At 67.2% G+C, this 14,308-nt stretch carries 16 protein-coding genes; 6 read left to right on the top strand and 10 right to left on the bottom strand.

Annotation, left to right across the window (positions count from 1 at the left end; translation table 11 throughout):
- Nucleotides 1-20: 20 nt before the first annotated feature.
- The 5 genes from D3D02_RS20255 to D3D02_RS03555 all read right to left on the bottom strand — a co-directional run bounded on the left by D3D02_RS20255 (nucleotide 21) and on the right by D3D02_RS03555 (nucleotide 3,762).
- Complete coding sequence (locus D3D02_RS20255; RefSeq protein WP_147435568.1) at nucleotides 21-431, bottom strand: hypothetical protein; 411 nt, start codon at nucleotides 429-431, stop codon at nucleotides 21-23.
- A gap of 81 nt (nucleotides 432-512) precedes the next feature.
- Nucleotides 513-1,121 (bottom strand): cysteine hydrolase family protein, encoded by a 609-nt coding sequence (locus D3D02_RS03570; protein WP_121568610.1) that lies wholly within the window; start codon nucleotides 1,119-1,121, stop codon nucleotides 513-515.
- Between the two features lie 9 nt (nucleotides 1,122-1,130).
- Complete coding sequence (locus D3D02_RS03565) at nucleotides 1,131-1,943, bottom strand: YqcI/YcgG family protein (RefSeq protein ID WP_121568609.1); 813 nt, start codon at nucleotides 1,941-1,943, stop codon at nucleotides 1,131-1,133.
- 90 nt (nucleotides 1,944-2,033) lie between these two features.
- A complete protein-coding gene (locus tag D3D02_RS03560; RefSeq protein ID WP_121568608.1) occupies nucleotides 2,034-3,536 on the bottom strand; it encodes a sodium:solute symporter in 1,503 nt (500 codons plus the stop codon).
- Nucleotides 3,529-3,762: a DUF3311 domain-containing protein gene (locus D3D02_RS03555; RefSeq protein WP_121568607.1), complete on the bottom strand. Its 234-nt coding sequence runs from the start codon at nucleotides 3,760-3,762 to the stop codon at nucleotides 3,529-3,531. Before D3D02_RS03555 ends, D3D02_RS03560 begins: the two co-directional genes overlap by 8 nt.
- 356 nt (nucleotides 3,763-4,118) lie before the next feature.
- Here D3D02_RS03555 and dnaG point away from each other — a divergent pair, with 356 nt between their 5' ends.
- Complete coding sequence (dnaG, locus tag D3D02_RS03550; RefSeq protein ID WP_121568606.1) at nucleotides 4,119-5,744, top strand: DNA primase DnaG; 1,626 nt, start codon at nucleotides 4,119-4,121, stop codon at nucleotides 5,742-5,744.
- Between the two features lie 30 nt (nucleotides 5,745-5,774).
- On the opposite strand, the gene D3D02_RS03545 is transcribed toward dnaG, so the two are convergent.
- The 3 genes from D3D02_RS03545 to D3D02_RS03535 form a co-directional block, all read right to left on the bottom strand.
- Nucleotides 5,775-6,221 (bottom strand): N-acetyltransferase, encoded by a 447-nt coding sequence (locus tag D3D02_RS03545; protein ID WP_121568605.1) that lies wholly within the window; start codon nucleotides 6,219-6,221, stop codon nucleotides 5,775-5,777.
- A gap of 3 nt (nucleotides 6,222-6,224) precedes the next feature.
- Entirely contained in the window at nucleotides 6,225-7,481 is a 1,257-nt protein-coding gene (locus D3D02_RS03540; RefSeq protein WP_199723009.1) for a DUF92 domain-containing protein, read from the bottom strand.
- Nucleotides 7,482-7,621: 140 nt separating this feature from the next.
- On the bottom strand, nucleotides 7,622-8,365 hold the full coding sequence (locus tag D3D02_RS03535; RefSeq protein ID WP_121568603.1) for a TrkA family potassium uptake protein: 744 nt from the start codon (nucleotides 8,363-8,365) through the stop codon (nucleotides 7,622-7,624).
- A gap of 208 nt (nucleotides 8,366-8,573) precedes the next feature.
- Here D3D02_RS03535 and D3D02_RS03530 point away from each other — a divergent pair, with 208 nt between their 5' ends.
- Nucleotides 8,574-9,182: an undecaprenyl diphosphate synthase family protein gene (locus D3D02_RS03530; RefSeq protein ID WP_121568602.1), complete on the top strand. Its 609-nt coding sequence runs from the start codon at nucleotides 8,574-8,576 to the stop codon at nucleotides 9,180-9,182.
- A 41-nt stretch (nucleotides 9,183-9,223) separates the two neighbouring features.
- On the opposite strand, the gene uppS is transcribed toward D3D02_RS03530, so the two are convergent.
- A complete protein-coding gene (gene uppS, locus D3D02_RS03525) occupies nucleotides 9,224-10,165 on the bottom strand; it encodes a polyprenyl diphosphate synthase (RefSeq protein WP_121568601.1) in 942 nt (313 codons plus the stop codon).
- A gap of 151 nt (nucleotides 10,166-10,316) precedes the next feature.
- Between uppS and serS the strand changes: the two genes are divergently transcribed.
- From serS to D3D02_RS03510, 3 genes are all read left to right on the top strand, one after another.
- On the top strand, nucleotides 10,317-11,699 hold the full coding sequence (gene serS / locus D3D02_RS03520; protein WP_121568600.1) for a serine--tRNA ligase: 1,383 nt from the start codon (nucleotides 10,317-10,319) through the stop codon (nucleotides 11,697-11,699).
- A 143-nt stretch (nucleotides 11,700-11,842) separates the two neighbouring features.
- Entirely contained in the window at nucleotides 11,843-12,142 is a 300-nt protein-coding gene (locus D3D02_RS03515; RefSeq protein ID WP_121568599.1) for a HalOD1 output domain-containing protein, read from the top strand.
- A 134-nt stretch (nucleotides 12,143-12,276) separates the two neighbouring features.
- The gene (locus D3D02_RS03510) at nucleotides 12,277-12,777 is read left to right on the top strand and encodes a DUF367 family protein (RefSeq protein ID WP_121568815.1); all 501 of its coding nucleotides are present in this window, start codon (nucleotides 12,277-12,279) and stop codon (nucleotides 12,775-12,777) included.
- A gap of 23 nt (nucleotides 12,778-12,800) precedes the next feature.
- On the opposite strand, the gene D3D02_RS03505 is transcribed toward D3D02_RS03510, so the two are convergent.
- Complete coding sequence (locus tag D3D02_RS03505; RefSeq protein ID WP_121568814.1) at nucleotides 12,801-13,163, bottom strand: DUF5518 domain-containing protein; 363 nt, start codon at nucleotides 13,161-13,163, stop codon at nucleotides 12,801-12,803.
- Between the two features lie 146 nt (nucleotides 13,164-13,309).
- Between D3D02_RS03505 and D3D02_RS03500 the strand changes: the two genes are divergently transcribed.
- Nucleotides 13,310-14,284 carry an NOG1 family protein gene (locus D3D02_RS03500; protein ID WP_121568598.1) on the top strand — a complete coding sequence of 325 codons (975 nt, stop codon included), beginning with the start codon at nucleotides 13,310-13,312 and terminating at the stop codon, nucleotides 14,282-14,284.
- Nucleotides 14,285-14,308 lie beyond the last annotated feature (24 nt).

Genomic DNA, 14,308 nt, shown 5'->3' with positions numbered 1-14,308 from the left:
ACCGGGTGTTAAACCGCCCGTCACCTGTTCGGGTCGTAGCCGGGAGGCTCGCTACCGCCACCGTCGCCGAGCCTGCCGATGCCGACGGACGTCACAGCGAGCGTCCCGATGCCGCCGCTGCTCGAGACCGATCCGAAGACGACGCCGACCTGTGGGGCCGAGACGCCGAGCAGGCCGGGGAGTGCCACCGCGAGCGCGCCCACGGCGAGCGCGAGGTCGCCGGCCCCGGCGAAGACGTACCAGGGGACCGACCACGACCCGATCCGGACCCGCTCGCACCGCCCCGCGACGACGAACGCGACGCCGGCACAGGCGGTGCAGGCGACGAAGACGCCCATCGGAACGTCGATAGCTGGGCCGCCGACGACGAGCACACCGCCGACGACGAGGACCAGCCCGGTGCCGAGGAGGGTCAACAGGGCGCGGGGCATACGTAGCCCATCTCACGCGGCACAAAAATGCGTATCGGCGGTAGAGAGGCTCTACTATCCCGTTGTTGCCGTAATGCGTGACTACCGACGTGTGCGTCTCACGGCCGCGAGCACGTCGTCGGTGCTCGCCACGTCGGCGAACTCGCGGTACAGATGCGTCAGCGCCGTGCGGTGGATCTCCGCGGCCGCGTAGTGCGTCCCGTCGGGGGCCTCGCGCTCGAACGTCGCCGTCGCGTCCGAGACGACGATGGGGTCGAACCCGAGGTTCTCGGCCAACCGCGTCGTCGTCGAGACGCAGTGGTCGGTGGTGAGCCCGACGACGACGACCGTCTCACAGCCGCGTTCGCGGAGCCACCCTTCCAGGTCGGTCCCGACGAAGGCGGCGTTCACGCGCTTTGTCATCACGGTTTCACCGCTCTCGGGCGCGGTCTCGGGCTTCCACGCGAAACCGGGAGCGTCGGCGCGAAGTGGCGATTCGGACTCCGTGGAGTCGTGGCGGACGTGGACCAGAGGCAAGTCCGCCGCACGCCAGGCGTCGAGCAGCGCCGCGGCGTTCGCCTCGGCGTCGGGGTTGTTGCGGTCGCCCCACACCGGGTCGTCGAAGCCGGTCTGGAGGTCGACGAGGAGCAGCGCGGGCCGGTCACCGAGCGCGAGCGCCTCGGCAGTCTCGGCTGGCGTGTCGGACGTCATCGACGGATTTCAGTCGTCCGCCGGCGTCGGCCGCGACCGGGGGTCGGCGGCCTTCGGGTGTTCGCGCGTCACTTCGATCGGGCACTCGTCGGGCGACTGCTCGGGGTCCTCCCGGAACAGATACTGGGTCCACTCGCGGTCGCCCTCGACGCCCCAGTCGCCGAGGTCCGCGTGGGGGCAGACGCCGTCGTACTCCTCTAGACGACCCTGGATCTGCTCGCGGGCGCGCCGTCCCGCCTCGGTGTCGTGCGTGATCCCCTCGAAGAGCGTCCGTGGCTGGAAGGTGATCTCCAGTCCGATCGGGCAGTAGCGGCTCTTGCGGTCGTCGTAGAAGGGGGCGCGACAGGTCGGGAACATCGGCTCGCCGCCGAAGGAGAACTCCCAGCGGGGATCGTCGGGGTCAGTGGGGATGTCTTCGGGCCACGGCTCCGGATCGCGCACGTGGAGGAACTGGAGGAGATGCCACAGCGTCTCGTGGTAGTCCGCTTCGGTGAACTCCCGCTCGGCTGGTTTGAAGAACGTCACGAATGACGCCTGCCCCGGCGCGTCGCGATAGGTGTCGAGGTATTCGAGCAGGGTGTCTCGGAACGACAAGAGCGCGTCGGGATCCGTCATCGACGGGACCGCGGTGTAGAGCGGTTCGCCGTCGCGCACCGACTGTGCGCCGAAGTGACACGGGAACGACGTCCCGTTCCGCTCGCCGAGGAGTGCCTCGGTGAACGTCTCGAAGTGGCGCCGAACCCACTCGGGGGTGTCTCCGGATTCGACGCGGGCCGCCAGCGTCTCTTGATCCATCAGCGACTGGATGCCCGGCTCGTTCATACTTCAGACTTGGATCGATCGACCAAGAGCGCTTCGCTCCGCGTCAGTTCCCGAGAACGGGCCGACGCAGCGTGACGCTGTCAGATTGCGTCAGTCCGCGCGCGAGCCCACAGTGAACGTGTCGGCGCGCTCGTCGGCGTCGGCGGTCGTCAGGAGCGACCCGCCGACGGTGAGGACGAGCGAGAGGGCCATCCCGTAGAGCGCGAAGTCCCAGGTGAAGTACGTCGCGCCGAAGAGCGTCACACCGCCGAGCGTGATCGACGGGATGAACACGTGCGCGACGTAGTACAGCTGCGATCCGGCGATCCCGGCGAGTATCCCCTGCCGCGTCGTCTTCGGCCAGTAGAGCGCGACCATCACCGGCAGCGTGAGCTGTGCGAAGCCGCCGAAAGCAGTGTCGCCGACGGTGATGAGCGTCCCGGGGCGGAACAGACTGACGACGAACGTCCCGAGCGCGAAGACGGCGACGCCGAGGCGGGCGACCCACGCCTCGCGCTCTTCGCTCGCGTCCGGATTCACGAACGGGCGGTAGAGATCGCGCGTGAGGTACGACGATCCCGAGAGCAGCATCGAGTCCGAGGAGGACATCATCGCCGCCATCGCGCCGGCGACGACGAGCGCCGCGAACCACCCGGGCGTGTACGCGTTCAACAACACCGGAACGACGTTCGAACCCTCCGGTACCGACACGCCGAGACCCGCCGCCCAGGTCCCGAGCAGGAACGCCGGCACGAACAGCAGCACGACGAGGATCGGCCACAGCGCGAACGAGCGCTTCAGGACGCGGGCGTCCTTTGCGACGAAGAAGCGCTGGTTGATCTGCGGGAACATCGTCACGCCGAACGCGATGGTCACGGCGGTCGAGATCATCCACTGCGGCGAGTAGAGGCCGCCGCCGAGCGCGAGGAACTCGGGCTTCGTGTCCGCTAGCGACGTGGAGACGGTGTCCAGCCCGCCTGCGCTCGTGAGCACCCAGACGACGGCGATCCAGACGACCGAGAGCATAAACATACCCTGGATCGTGTCGGTCCACGCGACGCCGCGGAGTCCGGCGAGGACGACGTAGACGATCATAAACAGGGTGATGAGCGCCGCGCCGACCCAGTAGGGGATCGCACCGTTCGTGAGGCCGACGATCGCCTCGCCCGCGCCCATCTGCTGGAGCATCACGTAGGGAAACAGCCAGAACAGCGAGACGCCGGCGACGAGCGCGCGGAGACGCGTCGATCCGAACCGGTCACCGAGCATCTCGCCGAGCGTGACGTACCCCTGGAACTTCCCGATCAGCCACTGTCGGTAGCCGATCACGTACCACAGGATTGCAAACAGGATGCCGTCCATCAGCCCCATCACGAGGATCCACTCGGGGCCCGCCCCGTACGCGAGATTCGGGCCGCCGAAGAAGGTGAACGCCGACAGCAGCGTCGCGAACGTCGTAAACAGGAGGACGACCGTTCCGATCGAGCGACTCGCGAGGTAGTAGTCCTCGGCGTCACGGCCGGTCAGTCGGTACGCGAAGACGCCGACCGCGAGCGCGACGAGGAGGTACGCGCCGACGACGCCGAGTTGGACGAGCAGCTCCGACTCAGCCATCGAAACCCACCTCCTCGGGGTCGACGTTCATCCCGCGGTCCCACGCACCGCGTGCGAAGAGCGCGAATGCGAGCGACGCCAGTCCCATCCAACCGACGTGCCACCAGAGCCACACCGGCAGTCCGAGCCACGTGCTCGCGTCCCGCCAGAGGAACCACGGGATTGCGAACGTAACGAGGACTGCGAAGACCCCAATCCAAAGGTAATCTGTCTTCTGTTGCGTCATCGAATTTCACTCATCACTCAGTGTATGTAAATATTGCTCTCCCGAGTTCGGTTTGGACTTGTGAAGAAATATTTTCTTCGTAGATGGAGAACGGTAGATTTCTAACGCCAAGAGCGCCCCCTCGCTCCACTGTCACTCGATAGCCGGTGCTCGCGGCCGAGAGAGGGGCGACCGACCAAAAAGAGACGCTACGGCCGTCGAAACGGTTCTTCCGGACTCCTGTGAAAGGACAGAAAGGCGGCGTTTTTCTCGGGTACGATAGATATTTGCCGAGAGCAGCCCATATATAAGCACGTCATCGGGTTTCCCATGACACTCACATCACCATCACCCCTCCATATCGGGGGAATCAACCAATGGAAGACACGGAAAAATATCTCATCCACGCAGCGATCACCGCAGACGGCGTCGTGGAGCGCTCCGACGTCGTCGGGGCCATCTTCGGGCAGACCGAAGGGCTCCTCGGCGACGACCTGGACCTCCGCGACCTCCAGCAGTCGTCGAAAGTCGGCCGCATCGACGTCGAAATCGACTCGCAGAACGGTCAGTCGTTCGGGACCGTCACCATCGCGAGCAGCCTCGATCGGGTCAAGACGGCCATCCTCGCCGCCTCCCTCGAAACGATCACTCGCGTCGGTCCCTGCCGGGCCACCGTCGAGGTAACCGACATCGAAGACGTCCGGGAAGCAAAGCGCCGCGAAGTCGTCGAGCGCGCGAAGGAACTCCTCTCGGAGTCGTTCGACGAGAGCGTGATGTCCTCGACGGAGATCCTCGACGAGGTCAAAGAGAGCGTTCGCATCGAGGACATCAGCGAGTACGAGGGCCTCCCCGCCGGTCCGCACGTCGCCGACTCGGATGCCGTCATCGTCGTCGAGGGGCGCGCAGACGTGCTCACGCTTCTCGGATACGGCATCAAAAACGCCATCGCAGTCGAGGGCACGAACGTCCCGGACGCCGTCGCCGACCTCACTAACCGGCGGAACACCACCGCCTTCTTCGACGGCGACCGCGGTGGGAAACTCATCCTCCGCGAACTCGCGCAGGTGGGCACCGTCGACCACGTCGCGTTCGCGCCCGAGGGCCGCTCCGTCGAGGATCTCAAGCGCCACGAGGTGTTCGCGGCTCTCCGCGATAAGGCCCCGATCGATTCCGTCGGACTGGAGGAGACATTCGAGCCGACGACGTCCGACGACGCCGAGGCCGAGGCGAGCGCGGGCGGTGAGCGAACGGACCCTCGCGAGGGGTCGCCGACGACTGAGTCGGTGACCCCCGGTCCGGGAGCCCTGGACGCGGTGTCCGAGACGAAATACGACACCGCCGAACGCTCGGCGGCCGACGTCGATCTATCCGACGCCTCGGCCGGTGACGTCGTCGCCGACGGAACCGCAGCTGACGGCGCGTCGCTCGAAAACGACCGCCCGAGACGGTGTACGCCGAGCGGTCCGATCGGCGAGCCGACAGCGTCCTCGGAGCGCGATTCCGTCGAGGACGAGACCGCCGAAGGGGTCGAGGCTACCGAAACGACCGAGACTGCTGAGACGACCGAGACTGCTGACGCAGCGGCCGAGGAAGCCGAAGACATCGACGCGGAGCCGGACGCCGAGACGGAGACCGAACCGGACGCCGAGGCTGCTGACGCAACCGCCGAGGAAGCCGACGACGAGGCCGCTCGTCCGCAGTCGCTCAAAGATCACGTCCGCGAGGTCATCGACGCCCAGAGCGGGACGATCCGCCTCCTCGACGACGACCTCGTCGCTGTGGCCGAGCACCCGGTCGACGACGCGTTCGACGCTATCGCCGACGCCGATCCGGCGCCGTACGCGGCAGTCGTCGACGGGGAGTTCACGCAGCGCCTCCTCGACGTGGCGGCCCAGCGCGGCGTCGATCACGCCGTGGCCGCCTCGACCGGCGAGTTCGTCAAGAAACCGGTCGGCGTGCGACTGCTGACGGCTGACCAGTTGGCCAACTCGGTCACGAGCTGAACGGTCCGAGTTCACCGGACGCAGGCGCGGTCACGGCTCGGCGCCGTCGCCACCGACGTCGTAGGCGTAGACGACGGCGTCCGTCGCTTCGCCGTTTTCTGCCTCGTAGAAGCCCGGTCGGGACTCGATCTCTCGAAAGCCGAGCGACTCGTACAGCGACCGCGCCGGACCGTTGTCGGCGTCGACGACGAGCGTCACTCGCGTGCCCGGTGCCGAGCGCTCGATCGCCGCTTCGAGCAGTGCCCGCGCGTGTCCCTCGCGCCGGTGCTCGGGGTGGACGACCAGTTCCGCGAGGTGGGCGTCCTCGCCGTCGATGACGAGCAGGTAGCCGACGGGCCGGTCGTCGCTCTCGTCGACGGCGACGAGACACGTCCCGACGGCGGCGAACGAGGCGAGCAGTTCGGGTGCGGGCGCGTCGAGATACGACTGGAGCGTCGCGAGCGCCTGCGCGTCAGAGGGGCGCGCGGGACGGATCACGGGTCAGAACAGGACGAACGCGGCGAGGGTGCTGACGACCGCGCCGACGAGCGTCGCGACGAAGTTGACCGCCTCGTTTCCGAACTGCGGCCCTTCGACGGTCGCTCCCAGGACGCTGTCGGCGGTCATCCCGAGGAAGCCGCCGACCGTGACGACGGCAGCGCCAAGCAGCGTCACCTCCGGGAGGAGCGCGAGGGCGACACCGCCGACGATGCCCGCGCCGAGCAGCCCCGATACCTCACCCTGCCAGGTCACGCCGCCGTCGGTTCCCGGGGAGACGGGCTCGAGCGTCGTGATGAGTCGCGGGTCGTCGTAGAGGCCGCCGATCTCCGAGGAGAGCGTGTCGCTCAGTGCGGCCGCCATTGACCCGGCGAAGGCGAACTGAAAGAGCGTGCCGTCGACCGGCAGCGAGTGGCTGGCGGCGAAGCCGATCACGCAGACGAGCGCGACCGTGGCGTTTCCGAGGACGTTGCCGGTGCCGCGCGCGCCTTCGTTCTCCTCGGCGACGCCGCGGCGCTTCTTCTCCTCGTATTTGAACTTCGTCGAGAGCGCGCCGATGCCGAAGAAACTGATGAGCACGGCGAACCAGCCGAGGCCGCCGAAGACGATGACGAGGAGGCCCAGCAGGACGCCCGAGAGCATCCCGGCGACCGAGGCGGCCCCGAGCGCGTAGGAGGCGTACCCGAGGAGAATCGTGACGCCGAGTGCGGCCGCCACGTCGACCGTCCCGACCGAGACCGCGAGCGCGTCGAACAGCCACAGCAGCAGGCCCGTCGAGAGCATCACCAGCGGGTCGTCCCGCTCGAAGAGCATCTCACGGAAGAGCGCGGCGACCAGCGATCCGGCGACGGCGAGGAAGGCGAACCGCGGGGCGACGATCGGCGCGGCCGTCAGCGAGGCGACCGCGGCCTGTCCGGCGACGCCGGCGACGCTTCCACCGATCACGAACCCGGCAGCTCCGAGGAACGGCTCGTCGGAGGTTTCGGCGACGAGTCGCTTGCCGAGGTTTCCGTACGCGAGGACTAACACGGCGGCGACGAACAGCGGGACCGGGAGTCCGATTTCGGTCGCGAGAATTGCGAGTCCGGCGGCCGCCAGCGCGAAGCCGGCGAGCCCGTTCAGCCGCCCCTCCCGTCTGTCGCTGGGGCGGGCGAACAACTCGAACAGCGGGCCGTCCGTGATCACGAACGCCGCAAAGAGCGCGACGGCGGCGAACGGGACGAACGCCGCTCGGCCGAGCACCGGCGCGGCAACCGCCATCGTCCCCACCAGGGCGAACCCGCTCGCCCGCCGGAGCGTCGATTGCACACCCCCGGATACCCCCGACGCGCACTTAACCCTCCCGACATCGGGTGTGGTACTGCGTCGACGTCGCGGTCGTAACCCCGGCTTGAACCCGGTTAGAGTGTCGTCGTCACCTGTTCGGCGCTCGCGATCTCCGGGATGATCACCTCGTCGGCTCCGGCGCGGCGCGCGAGCGGTTCGTACATCTCGTCGCCGACCCGAACGACCAGTCGCACGGTCGGCGCGATCTGGCTCGCAGCCATCGCGATCTGGATGTTCGCGTTCGAGTCGTCGATCGCGCCGACGACGGTCGAGGCCTGCTTGACGCCGGCATCAGTCAGGGTCTCCTCACGCCGCGCGTCGCCCTGGATCGCGAGGATCTCGTCGTCGAGCGCGCGCTGGAACGGGGCGTTCTCCTGCTCGATCACGACGACGTCCGTTTCGGCGTCCTGCATCGATCGAGCGACCGTCTTCCCGAACGTCCCGTATCCGCAAATGATGATGTGTCCGTGCAACTCGTCGACCGTCCGTTCGATTTGCATCTCTTTCAGCTCCGTCTGAATCTGTCCGCCGAACGCGGCCGAGAAGACCGTCTCGCCGATCCACAAGCCGGCGACGACGAGTCCCGACAGCACGACGACCGCGTATCCTTTCACCAGCGTCTCCGGCCCTTCGTGCGCCTGAAAGTGGAGTTCGATGCTCGTCGGGTCCAGCAACCAAAAGAGCGCGTCGACGATGCCGATGCCGCCGAGCGAACTGAACCCGGCGACGCCGACCGCGACGACACCCCCAAAAGCCGCTACCGGACGCAGCAGATACCGCAACAGCGGTCGCTGCAGCACCTCCCCGAGCGGGTTCATCGGGCGTGGATCCCCCGAACTGCTATTCGCGTAAATTCAAATTGATTCACTATCGTTCGCATTCCTATTTGCTTCCGCGATTTATCCGCAAATCACCGTGCATACTTAAACATAATAGGGCTTACTCAAACATCATTAATTGCTATACTTCAATCCGCGTTGCAGGCGAACCCGGAGGCATATATCGCTCCGGGGCGCACGCTCTCGCGTGGGACTGTACGATCGCTATCTCGCCCTCCGCCACCGACTCCACGACGCCGACCCGCCCGCACACGTCGCGGTCGTGATCACCGAGCGCGACCTCTTAGAGCAAGGCGCCTACGAGACGCTCTCGGAGTTCCTCGGGTGGGCCTTCGAGTACGGCGCCGAGCGCGTCACGATTTCGGTGAGCGTCCTCGACGAGGCCGTCGTGCCGACGCTGGAGCGCGAACTGCGGACCGTCGACGGCCCCCGCCCGGTCGCCGTCCGCGGGCCGGGCGACACCGAACGCGCCGACGCACCCATCCGGATCAACATCGGTCTGGGGGGAAAGCGCGAGTTCGCCGCCGCCGTGCAGGGCATCGCCGAATCGGTCGACGCGGGCGACCTCGATCCCGAGTCGGTCGACGCCGAACAGATCGAGGACCGGCTCGTCTTCGACGACGAACCCGACCTCCTCATCAAGACCGGCGCCGAGCGGCTCTCGGACTTTCTCATCTGGCAGTCCGTCTACTCGGAACTGTACTTCACCGACGTGAACTGGCGCGATTTCCGCCGCCGGGATTACCTCAGGGCCGTCCTCGACTACCAGAATCGGCAGCGACGGTTCGGTCGCTGACTGCGCGCCGGCCGACCGCTGATCGTGCGTCGGTTCGGCCGTCAATCGGCGCGCTCGACCGGCTCGGACCCACGCTGGCGCTCCAGTTCGGCGGACACCTCGCGCGCGCCTGCGGAGGGGAGTTGGCCTCGGAGCCGCGTGGCGACGGCCTTCGCGTCGGCGAGTTCGGTCTCGGTGACGGCGCGGAGGAGCGCGACCGCGCGTTCCGTTCGCGACTGCCGCCAGGACTGCTCGCGCGACTCGTACGTGCGGAGGCCGCGCAGGAAGTCGACCTTCGAGAACTCCGGCCAGTAGGGCGCACAGAAGTAGACAGCGGCCTCGTTTCCGTTGGCGTGCCACGGCAGGAAGTTCGAGGTCCGCTCGTCGCCGCCGGTCCGGATGATCAGGTCGACGTCTCGCGTGGTGTGCTTCGCGAGCCGCCGCTCGACGGCGTCGACATCGACGTCCTCGGGGTCGAGATCGCCGGCGGCGACCTCGCGGGCGACCTCTCTGGCCGCGCCGAGTAGCTCCGAGCGGCCGCCGTACGCGAGCGCGATATTGAGCCGAAGCTGGTCGTAGTCAGCCGTTCGCGACTCTGCGTAGTCGACGGCGTCGCGGACGCGCTCGGGGAGCTCGTCGACGTCGCCGATCGCGCCGATCCGAACGCCGTTCTCGTGGACGCGATCGGAGTCGGCGAACTCGTAGAGTTTCGACTCCAGCAGATCGAAGAGCGGCTCCAACTCCTCGTCGGGGCGCTCGAAGTTCTCCGTCGAGAAGGCGTACAGCGTCAGCTCCTCGATCCCGAGGTCGTCGCACCACTCGAGGACGCGCTCGGTGGTCTTCGCTCCCTCGCGGTGCCCGTCGGGGGCGTCGTCGCCGCGTTCGCGGGCGTACCGGCGGTTGCCGTCCTGAATGATCGCGACGTGGGTCGGCGCGACGTCGAGCTGTCGCCGGAGCATTCGCTCGTACGCGTCGGTGAACCGTCGACGGAGCCAATTCGACATATCTGGGTTCACTCCGTCCTCGGGTATGTGTCTTTTCGTTGTACACCCCCGGTAGCGACCCGTCCATCCGGCAGATTCACAGATCGAACCCCCGCTCGACGCCGCTCGCGGATGCGACACGGTTTTGCCGGGTCCCGAAGAAGCGACTGGTATGATCGGGAGACAGTTCCTCCGCGAGAACCCCGAGGCGGTTCGCGCGGCCCTGGAACAGAAAGGCGTCGAGGACGTCGATCTCGACTCCGTCCTCGCAACCGACAAGGAGTGGCGGGAGCTCAAACAGCGCGGCGACGACCTGCGACACGAACGCAACCAGATCTCCTCGAAGATCGGGGATCTGAAGGCCGAAGGCGAGGAGGAGGAGGCCCAGGAAGCCATCGAGCGCTCACAGGAGCTGAAAGCGGAACTCGAAGAGATCGAGGAGCGCGCCGACGAGCTCGAAGCCGAACTCGAAGCGGCGCTCCTAGAGATTCCGCAGATCCCCGACGACGACGTCCCGATCGGCGACGACGAGTCCGAGAACGTCGAACGCCGCCGCGAGGGATTCGACGACCTGCGGAGCCTCCCCGAGGAGGTCGTCCCTCACTACGACCTCGGCGAGGAACTGGAGATCCTCGACTTCCAGCGCGGCGCGAAAGTGACAGGTGGCGGCTTCTACTTCACGAAGGGCGACGGCGCGCGACTCGAACACGCCCTGGTCCAATTTATGCTCGACGTCCACCGCGAGCAGGGCTACACCGACGTCTTCCCGCCGATCCCGGTCAACTCCCGGTCGATGATCGGCACCGGCCAGTTCCCGAAGTTCACCGAGGACGCCTACCGCATCGGCGGGGCGAACGAGGAACCGTGGGACGACGACGACCTCTGGCTCTGCCCGACCGCGGAGGTTCCGGTGACGAATATGTACCGCGACGAGATCCTCCTCGACGACGACCTCCCGCTGAAAGTGCAGGCGTACACGCCGAACTTCCGACGCGAGGCGGGCGAACACGGCACCGAAACCCGCGGTATCGTTCGCGTCCACCAGTTCAACAAGGTCGAGATGGTGAACTTCGTCAGACCCGACGAGAGCGAGGAGCGCTTCGAGGGCCTCGTCGACGAGGCCGAGGCGGTCCTCCGCCGACTCGAACTCCCGTACCGCATCCTGGAGATGTGTACGGGCGACCTCGGCTTCACCCAGCGGAAGAAGTACGACCTCGAAGTGTGGGCGCCCGGCGACGATATGGAAGACGGCCCCGCAGAGGGCGGCCGCTGGCTCGAAGTCTCCTCGGTCTCGAACTTCGGCGCGTTCCAGGCGCGCCGGGCCGGCCTGCGCTACCGTCCCGAACGCCACGAATCGGCCGACTACCTCCACACGCTGAACGGTTCGGGGCTCGCAATCCCCCGCGTGATGGTCGCCATCCTCGAATACTACCAGAACGACGACGGCACCGTGACCGTCCCCGAACCGCTCCGGCCGTATATGGGCGGTACCGAGGTCATCGAGGGTCACGAACCGGTCGGCGAGTCGGCCGTCGGCGCTGGCAAGCGCGAGTGACCGGACATCTGCGACCGAAACAGGTCCGATAGCCCGTTCTTGGGCATCATAACTTCTCGGTAACGCCGACACCCGGCTGAACTGGGCTAAATCCGGACGCACCGTCGCGCCGTTTCTTGGGATCGACAGCGGTAGTCCCTGCTATGACCGATCGATCCGGACACAGACGGGGCGCGACCGACTGGGAGTTGATCGCCCGTCACGACTTCGGGGGCACGCAGGAACTCGATGCGACGATCGTCGCCGCGCTCGGTGAGGACGGCTGCTGGGACGGAGCGCCGCTCTACACCGCCGCCGACACCGAACGCGCCGAGCAGTTCCTCGCGTCCGTCGACGGCGACGACGCGCGCGTCGTCTTCACTGTCGCGGGCCACACCGTCCGCGTGTCGGCAGACGGCACCGTCGAGGTGCAGGCGACAGACGGTGGCCCACGGGAGGCCTGATACTGTCGGACAGAAGTTCGACAGTATGACCCCCGCGACGTCGCGGCCGTGACGAACGCCTTTTCTCCGCTGCGCTCGTCGTCTCGGACGTGACTGTCGACGCTGCGGACGCTGCACCGGACGACGCTGCCGAGGTGCTTCACGTGCGCTACGAGGGCGACGACGACCCCGACAAGTGCACGGCGCGAAAGCTCGCGCGCTTCGATCTCGTAGAACTCCACCGGTCCGACCGAGCGACGCCGTACGGCGTCGTCTTGAACCCCCACGCCGAGCGTGCGCTCTCGCCTGCAGACGCCGACGCGGGCCCGCTCGTCGCGCTCGACTGCTCGTGGGAATCTGCGGGCGAGGCCCGCTTCTCACTCCCCGGCGAACACCGCGCGCTCCCGTACCTCGTGGCCGCGAACCCGGTCAACTTCGGGCGGCCGATGCAACTGACGACCGTCGAGGCGCTCGCCGCCGGACTCGTGATCTTCGGCCGCCGCGAGCGGGCCGAGCAGTTGCTCTCGAAGTTCACGTGGGGCCACACCTTCCTGGAGCTGAACGAGGAACCGCTCCGGCGGTACGCCGACTGCGATGACTCCTCGGAGGTCGTCGCCGTCCAGCAGGAGTATCTCGACCGGGGCGAAGGCGAGTAATTCGGTCTTTAGAGACCGTCTAACTACCCGCTGATCAGGCCACCGATCGCCCCGCCGATCGCGCTGTCGATGGCGAACAACACCGTGAGGACGATCCCGACGATGAAGACGCCCGCACCGCCGAGGAATCCGCCCAGCGGACCGCCGGCGAGGCCGAGCAGGCCGCCGATCGTCGCGGCGAGCACAGAGAGCACGATGCCGGAGATCGAGCCAGCGATTAGCCCGTTCCACGCGCCGTTTCCGACGCCGCCGGCCAGATAGCCCGCGACGAACCCGCCGATGAGGCCCGCGCCGACCTGGCCGACGAACGGGAGCGAGAGGCCGACCGCGCCGACGACGAGCATCACGAGGAAGCCGATGCCGACGGCACGCCAGTCTGTGTTCATACTCGTGTCCACGCTTCCGAGCGCCAAAACGTCGGCGGGTGTCCGACGGATCGCTCTCAGGGCCGCGTTTCCGACAACGTCGCCGCACGGCCTGTGACAGGGCCGAACGGACGCGCTTTTACGGTTCGGCCGAGTACGGACCGCATATGATTTTCGAGTCCCTTCCGACGACGCCCCGGTCGGAGGAACTTCTCGACAAGGCGTTCTCGCGGGCGGCCCGCGCGGGGCGCGCGAAGTCCGGGCTCGAGGCCCAGCAGTCGATGCTGCAGACGGCCTCGTCGATCCTCTCGGACAACCTCGAGAACGTCGTCACGCAGTGGCCCGACTTCGGCACGGTCGATCCCTTCTACTACGAACTCGCGGACGCGATCGTCGATGTCGACGAACTCCGCCAGAGCCTCTCGGAGGTGACGTGGGCGAGTCGGCAGATCGCCGAACTCCGCCGCGAGTACCAGCCGAAGCTCCGCAAGACCGACCCCGAGACGGCACGCAAACACCGCAAACAGGCGTTCGCGCGGATGGCGGACGTCGTCGAGGAAGTCGCAGACGACCTCGAACGGATCGGTGAGGCCCGCGACGCGCTGAAGACGCTCCCCGACATCCGACCGGACGAACCGGCGATCGTCGTCGCCGGCTATCCCAACGTCGGCAAATCGTCGTTCGTCAACGGCGTCACCCGCGCGAAGAACGAGATCGCCCGCTATCCGTTCACGACCAAAGGCGTCCACGTCGGACACTTCGAGCGCGATCGGGTCCGCTATCAGATCATCGATACGCCGGGCCTGCTCGATAGACCCGAAGACGAGCGCAACGACATCGAGCGGCAGGCCGTGAGCGCGATCGAGCATCTCGCGGACGCGGTCGTTTTCGTCCTCGACGCCAGCGGGGCGTGCGGCTACCCGCTGGACGCGCAGTTGGAACTCCGCGACGCTGTCGCCGAGCGGTTCCGCGAACGCGACGTCCCCGTCCTCACTGTCAACAACAAGTGTGACCGCTCGCGGGACGTCGAGGCGGACCTCCAGATGAGCGTCGAGACCGGCGAAGGAGTCGACGAGGTGCTCGACGCGGCGGTCGAGGCGGTCGGTTGGGAGCCCGACATCCCGCCGTCGCGACAGGAGTAGTCCCGAATTACTTTCGTCACTGCG

It is taken from the genome of Halobellus sp. Atlit-38R (assembly GCF_003665925.1).
Taxonomy (GTDB): domain Archaea; phylum Halobacteriota; class Halobacteria; order Halobacteriales; family Haloferacaceae; genus Haloquadratum; species Haloquadratum inordinatus.
This window is presented reverse-complemented; position numbering and strand designations above follow the sequence as displayed.

What these genes read in the sequence shown, in the direction of transcription:
- D3D02_RS03515 (WP_121568599.1), top strand. Translation starts at nt 11,843, where the DNA reads ATGACCGATCGATCCGGACACAGACGGGGCGCGACCGACTGGGAGTTG.
- D3D02_RS03535 (WP_121568603.1), bottom strand. Translation starts at nt 8,365, where the DNA reads ATGAACCCGCTCGGGGAGGTGCTGCAGCGACCGCTGTTGCGGTATCTG.
- D3D02_RS03565 (WP_121568609.1), bottom strand. Translation starts at nt 1,943, where the DNA reads ATGAACGAGCCGGGCATCCAGTCGCTGATGGATCAAGAGACGCTGGCG.
- dnaG (WP_121568606.1), top strand. Translation starts at nt 4,119, where the DNA reads ATGGAAGACACGGAAAAATATCTCATCCACGCAGCGATCACCGCAGAC.
- D3D02_RS03500 (WP_121568598.1), top strand. Translation starts at nt 13,310, where the DNA reads ATGATTTTCGAGTCCCTTCCGACGACGCCCCGGTCGGAGGAACTTCTC.
- uppS (WP_121568601.1), bottom strand. Translation starts at nt 10,165, where the DNA reads ATGTCGAATTGGCTCCGTCGACGGTTCACCGACGCGTACGAGCGAATG.
- D3D02_RS03505 (WP_121568814.1), bottom strand. Translation starts at nt 13,163, where the DNA reads ATGAACACAGACTGGCGTGCCGTCGGCATCGGCTTCCTCGTGATGCTC.
- serS (WP_121568600.1), top strand. Translation starts at nt 10,317, where the DNA reads ATGATCGGGAGACAGTTCCTCCGCGAGAACCCCGAGGCGGTTCGCGCG.
- D3D02_RS03560 (WP_121568608.1), bottom strand. Translation starts at nt 3,536, where the DNA reads ATGGCTGAGTCGGAGCTGCTCGTCCAACTCGGCGTCGTCGGCGCGTAC.
- D3D02_RS03570 (WP_121568610.1), bottom strand. Translation starts at nt 1,121, where the DNA reads ATGACGTCCGACACGCCAGCCGAGACTGCCGAGGCGCTCGCGCTCGGT.
- D3D02_RS03540 (WP_199723009.1), bottom strand. Translation starts at nt 7,481, where the DNA reads ATGGCGGTTGCCGCGCCGGTGCTCGGCCGAGCGGCGTTCGTCCCGTTC.
- D3D02_RS03555 (WP_121568607.1), bottom strand. Translation starts at nt 3,762, where the DNA reads ATGACGCAACAGAAGACAGATTACCTTTGGATTGGGGTCTTCGCAGTC.
- D3D02_RS20255 (WP_147435568.1), bottom strand. Translation starts at nt 431, where the DNA reads ATGCCCCGCGCCCTGTTGACCCTCCTCGGCACCGGGCTGGTCCTCGTC.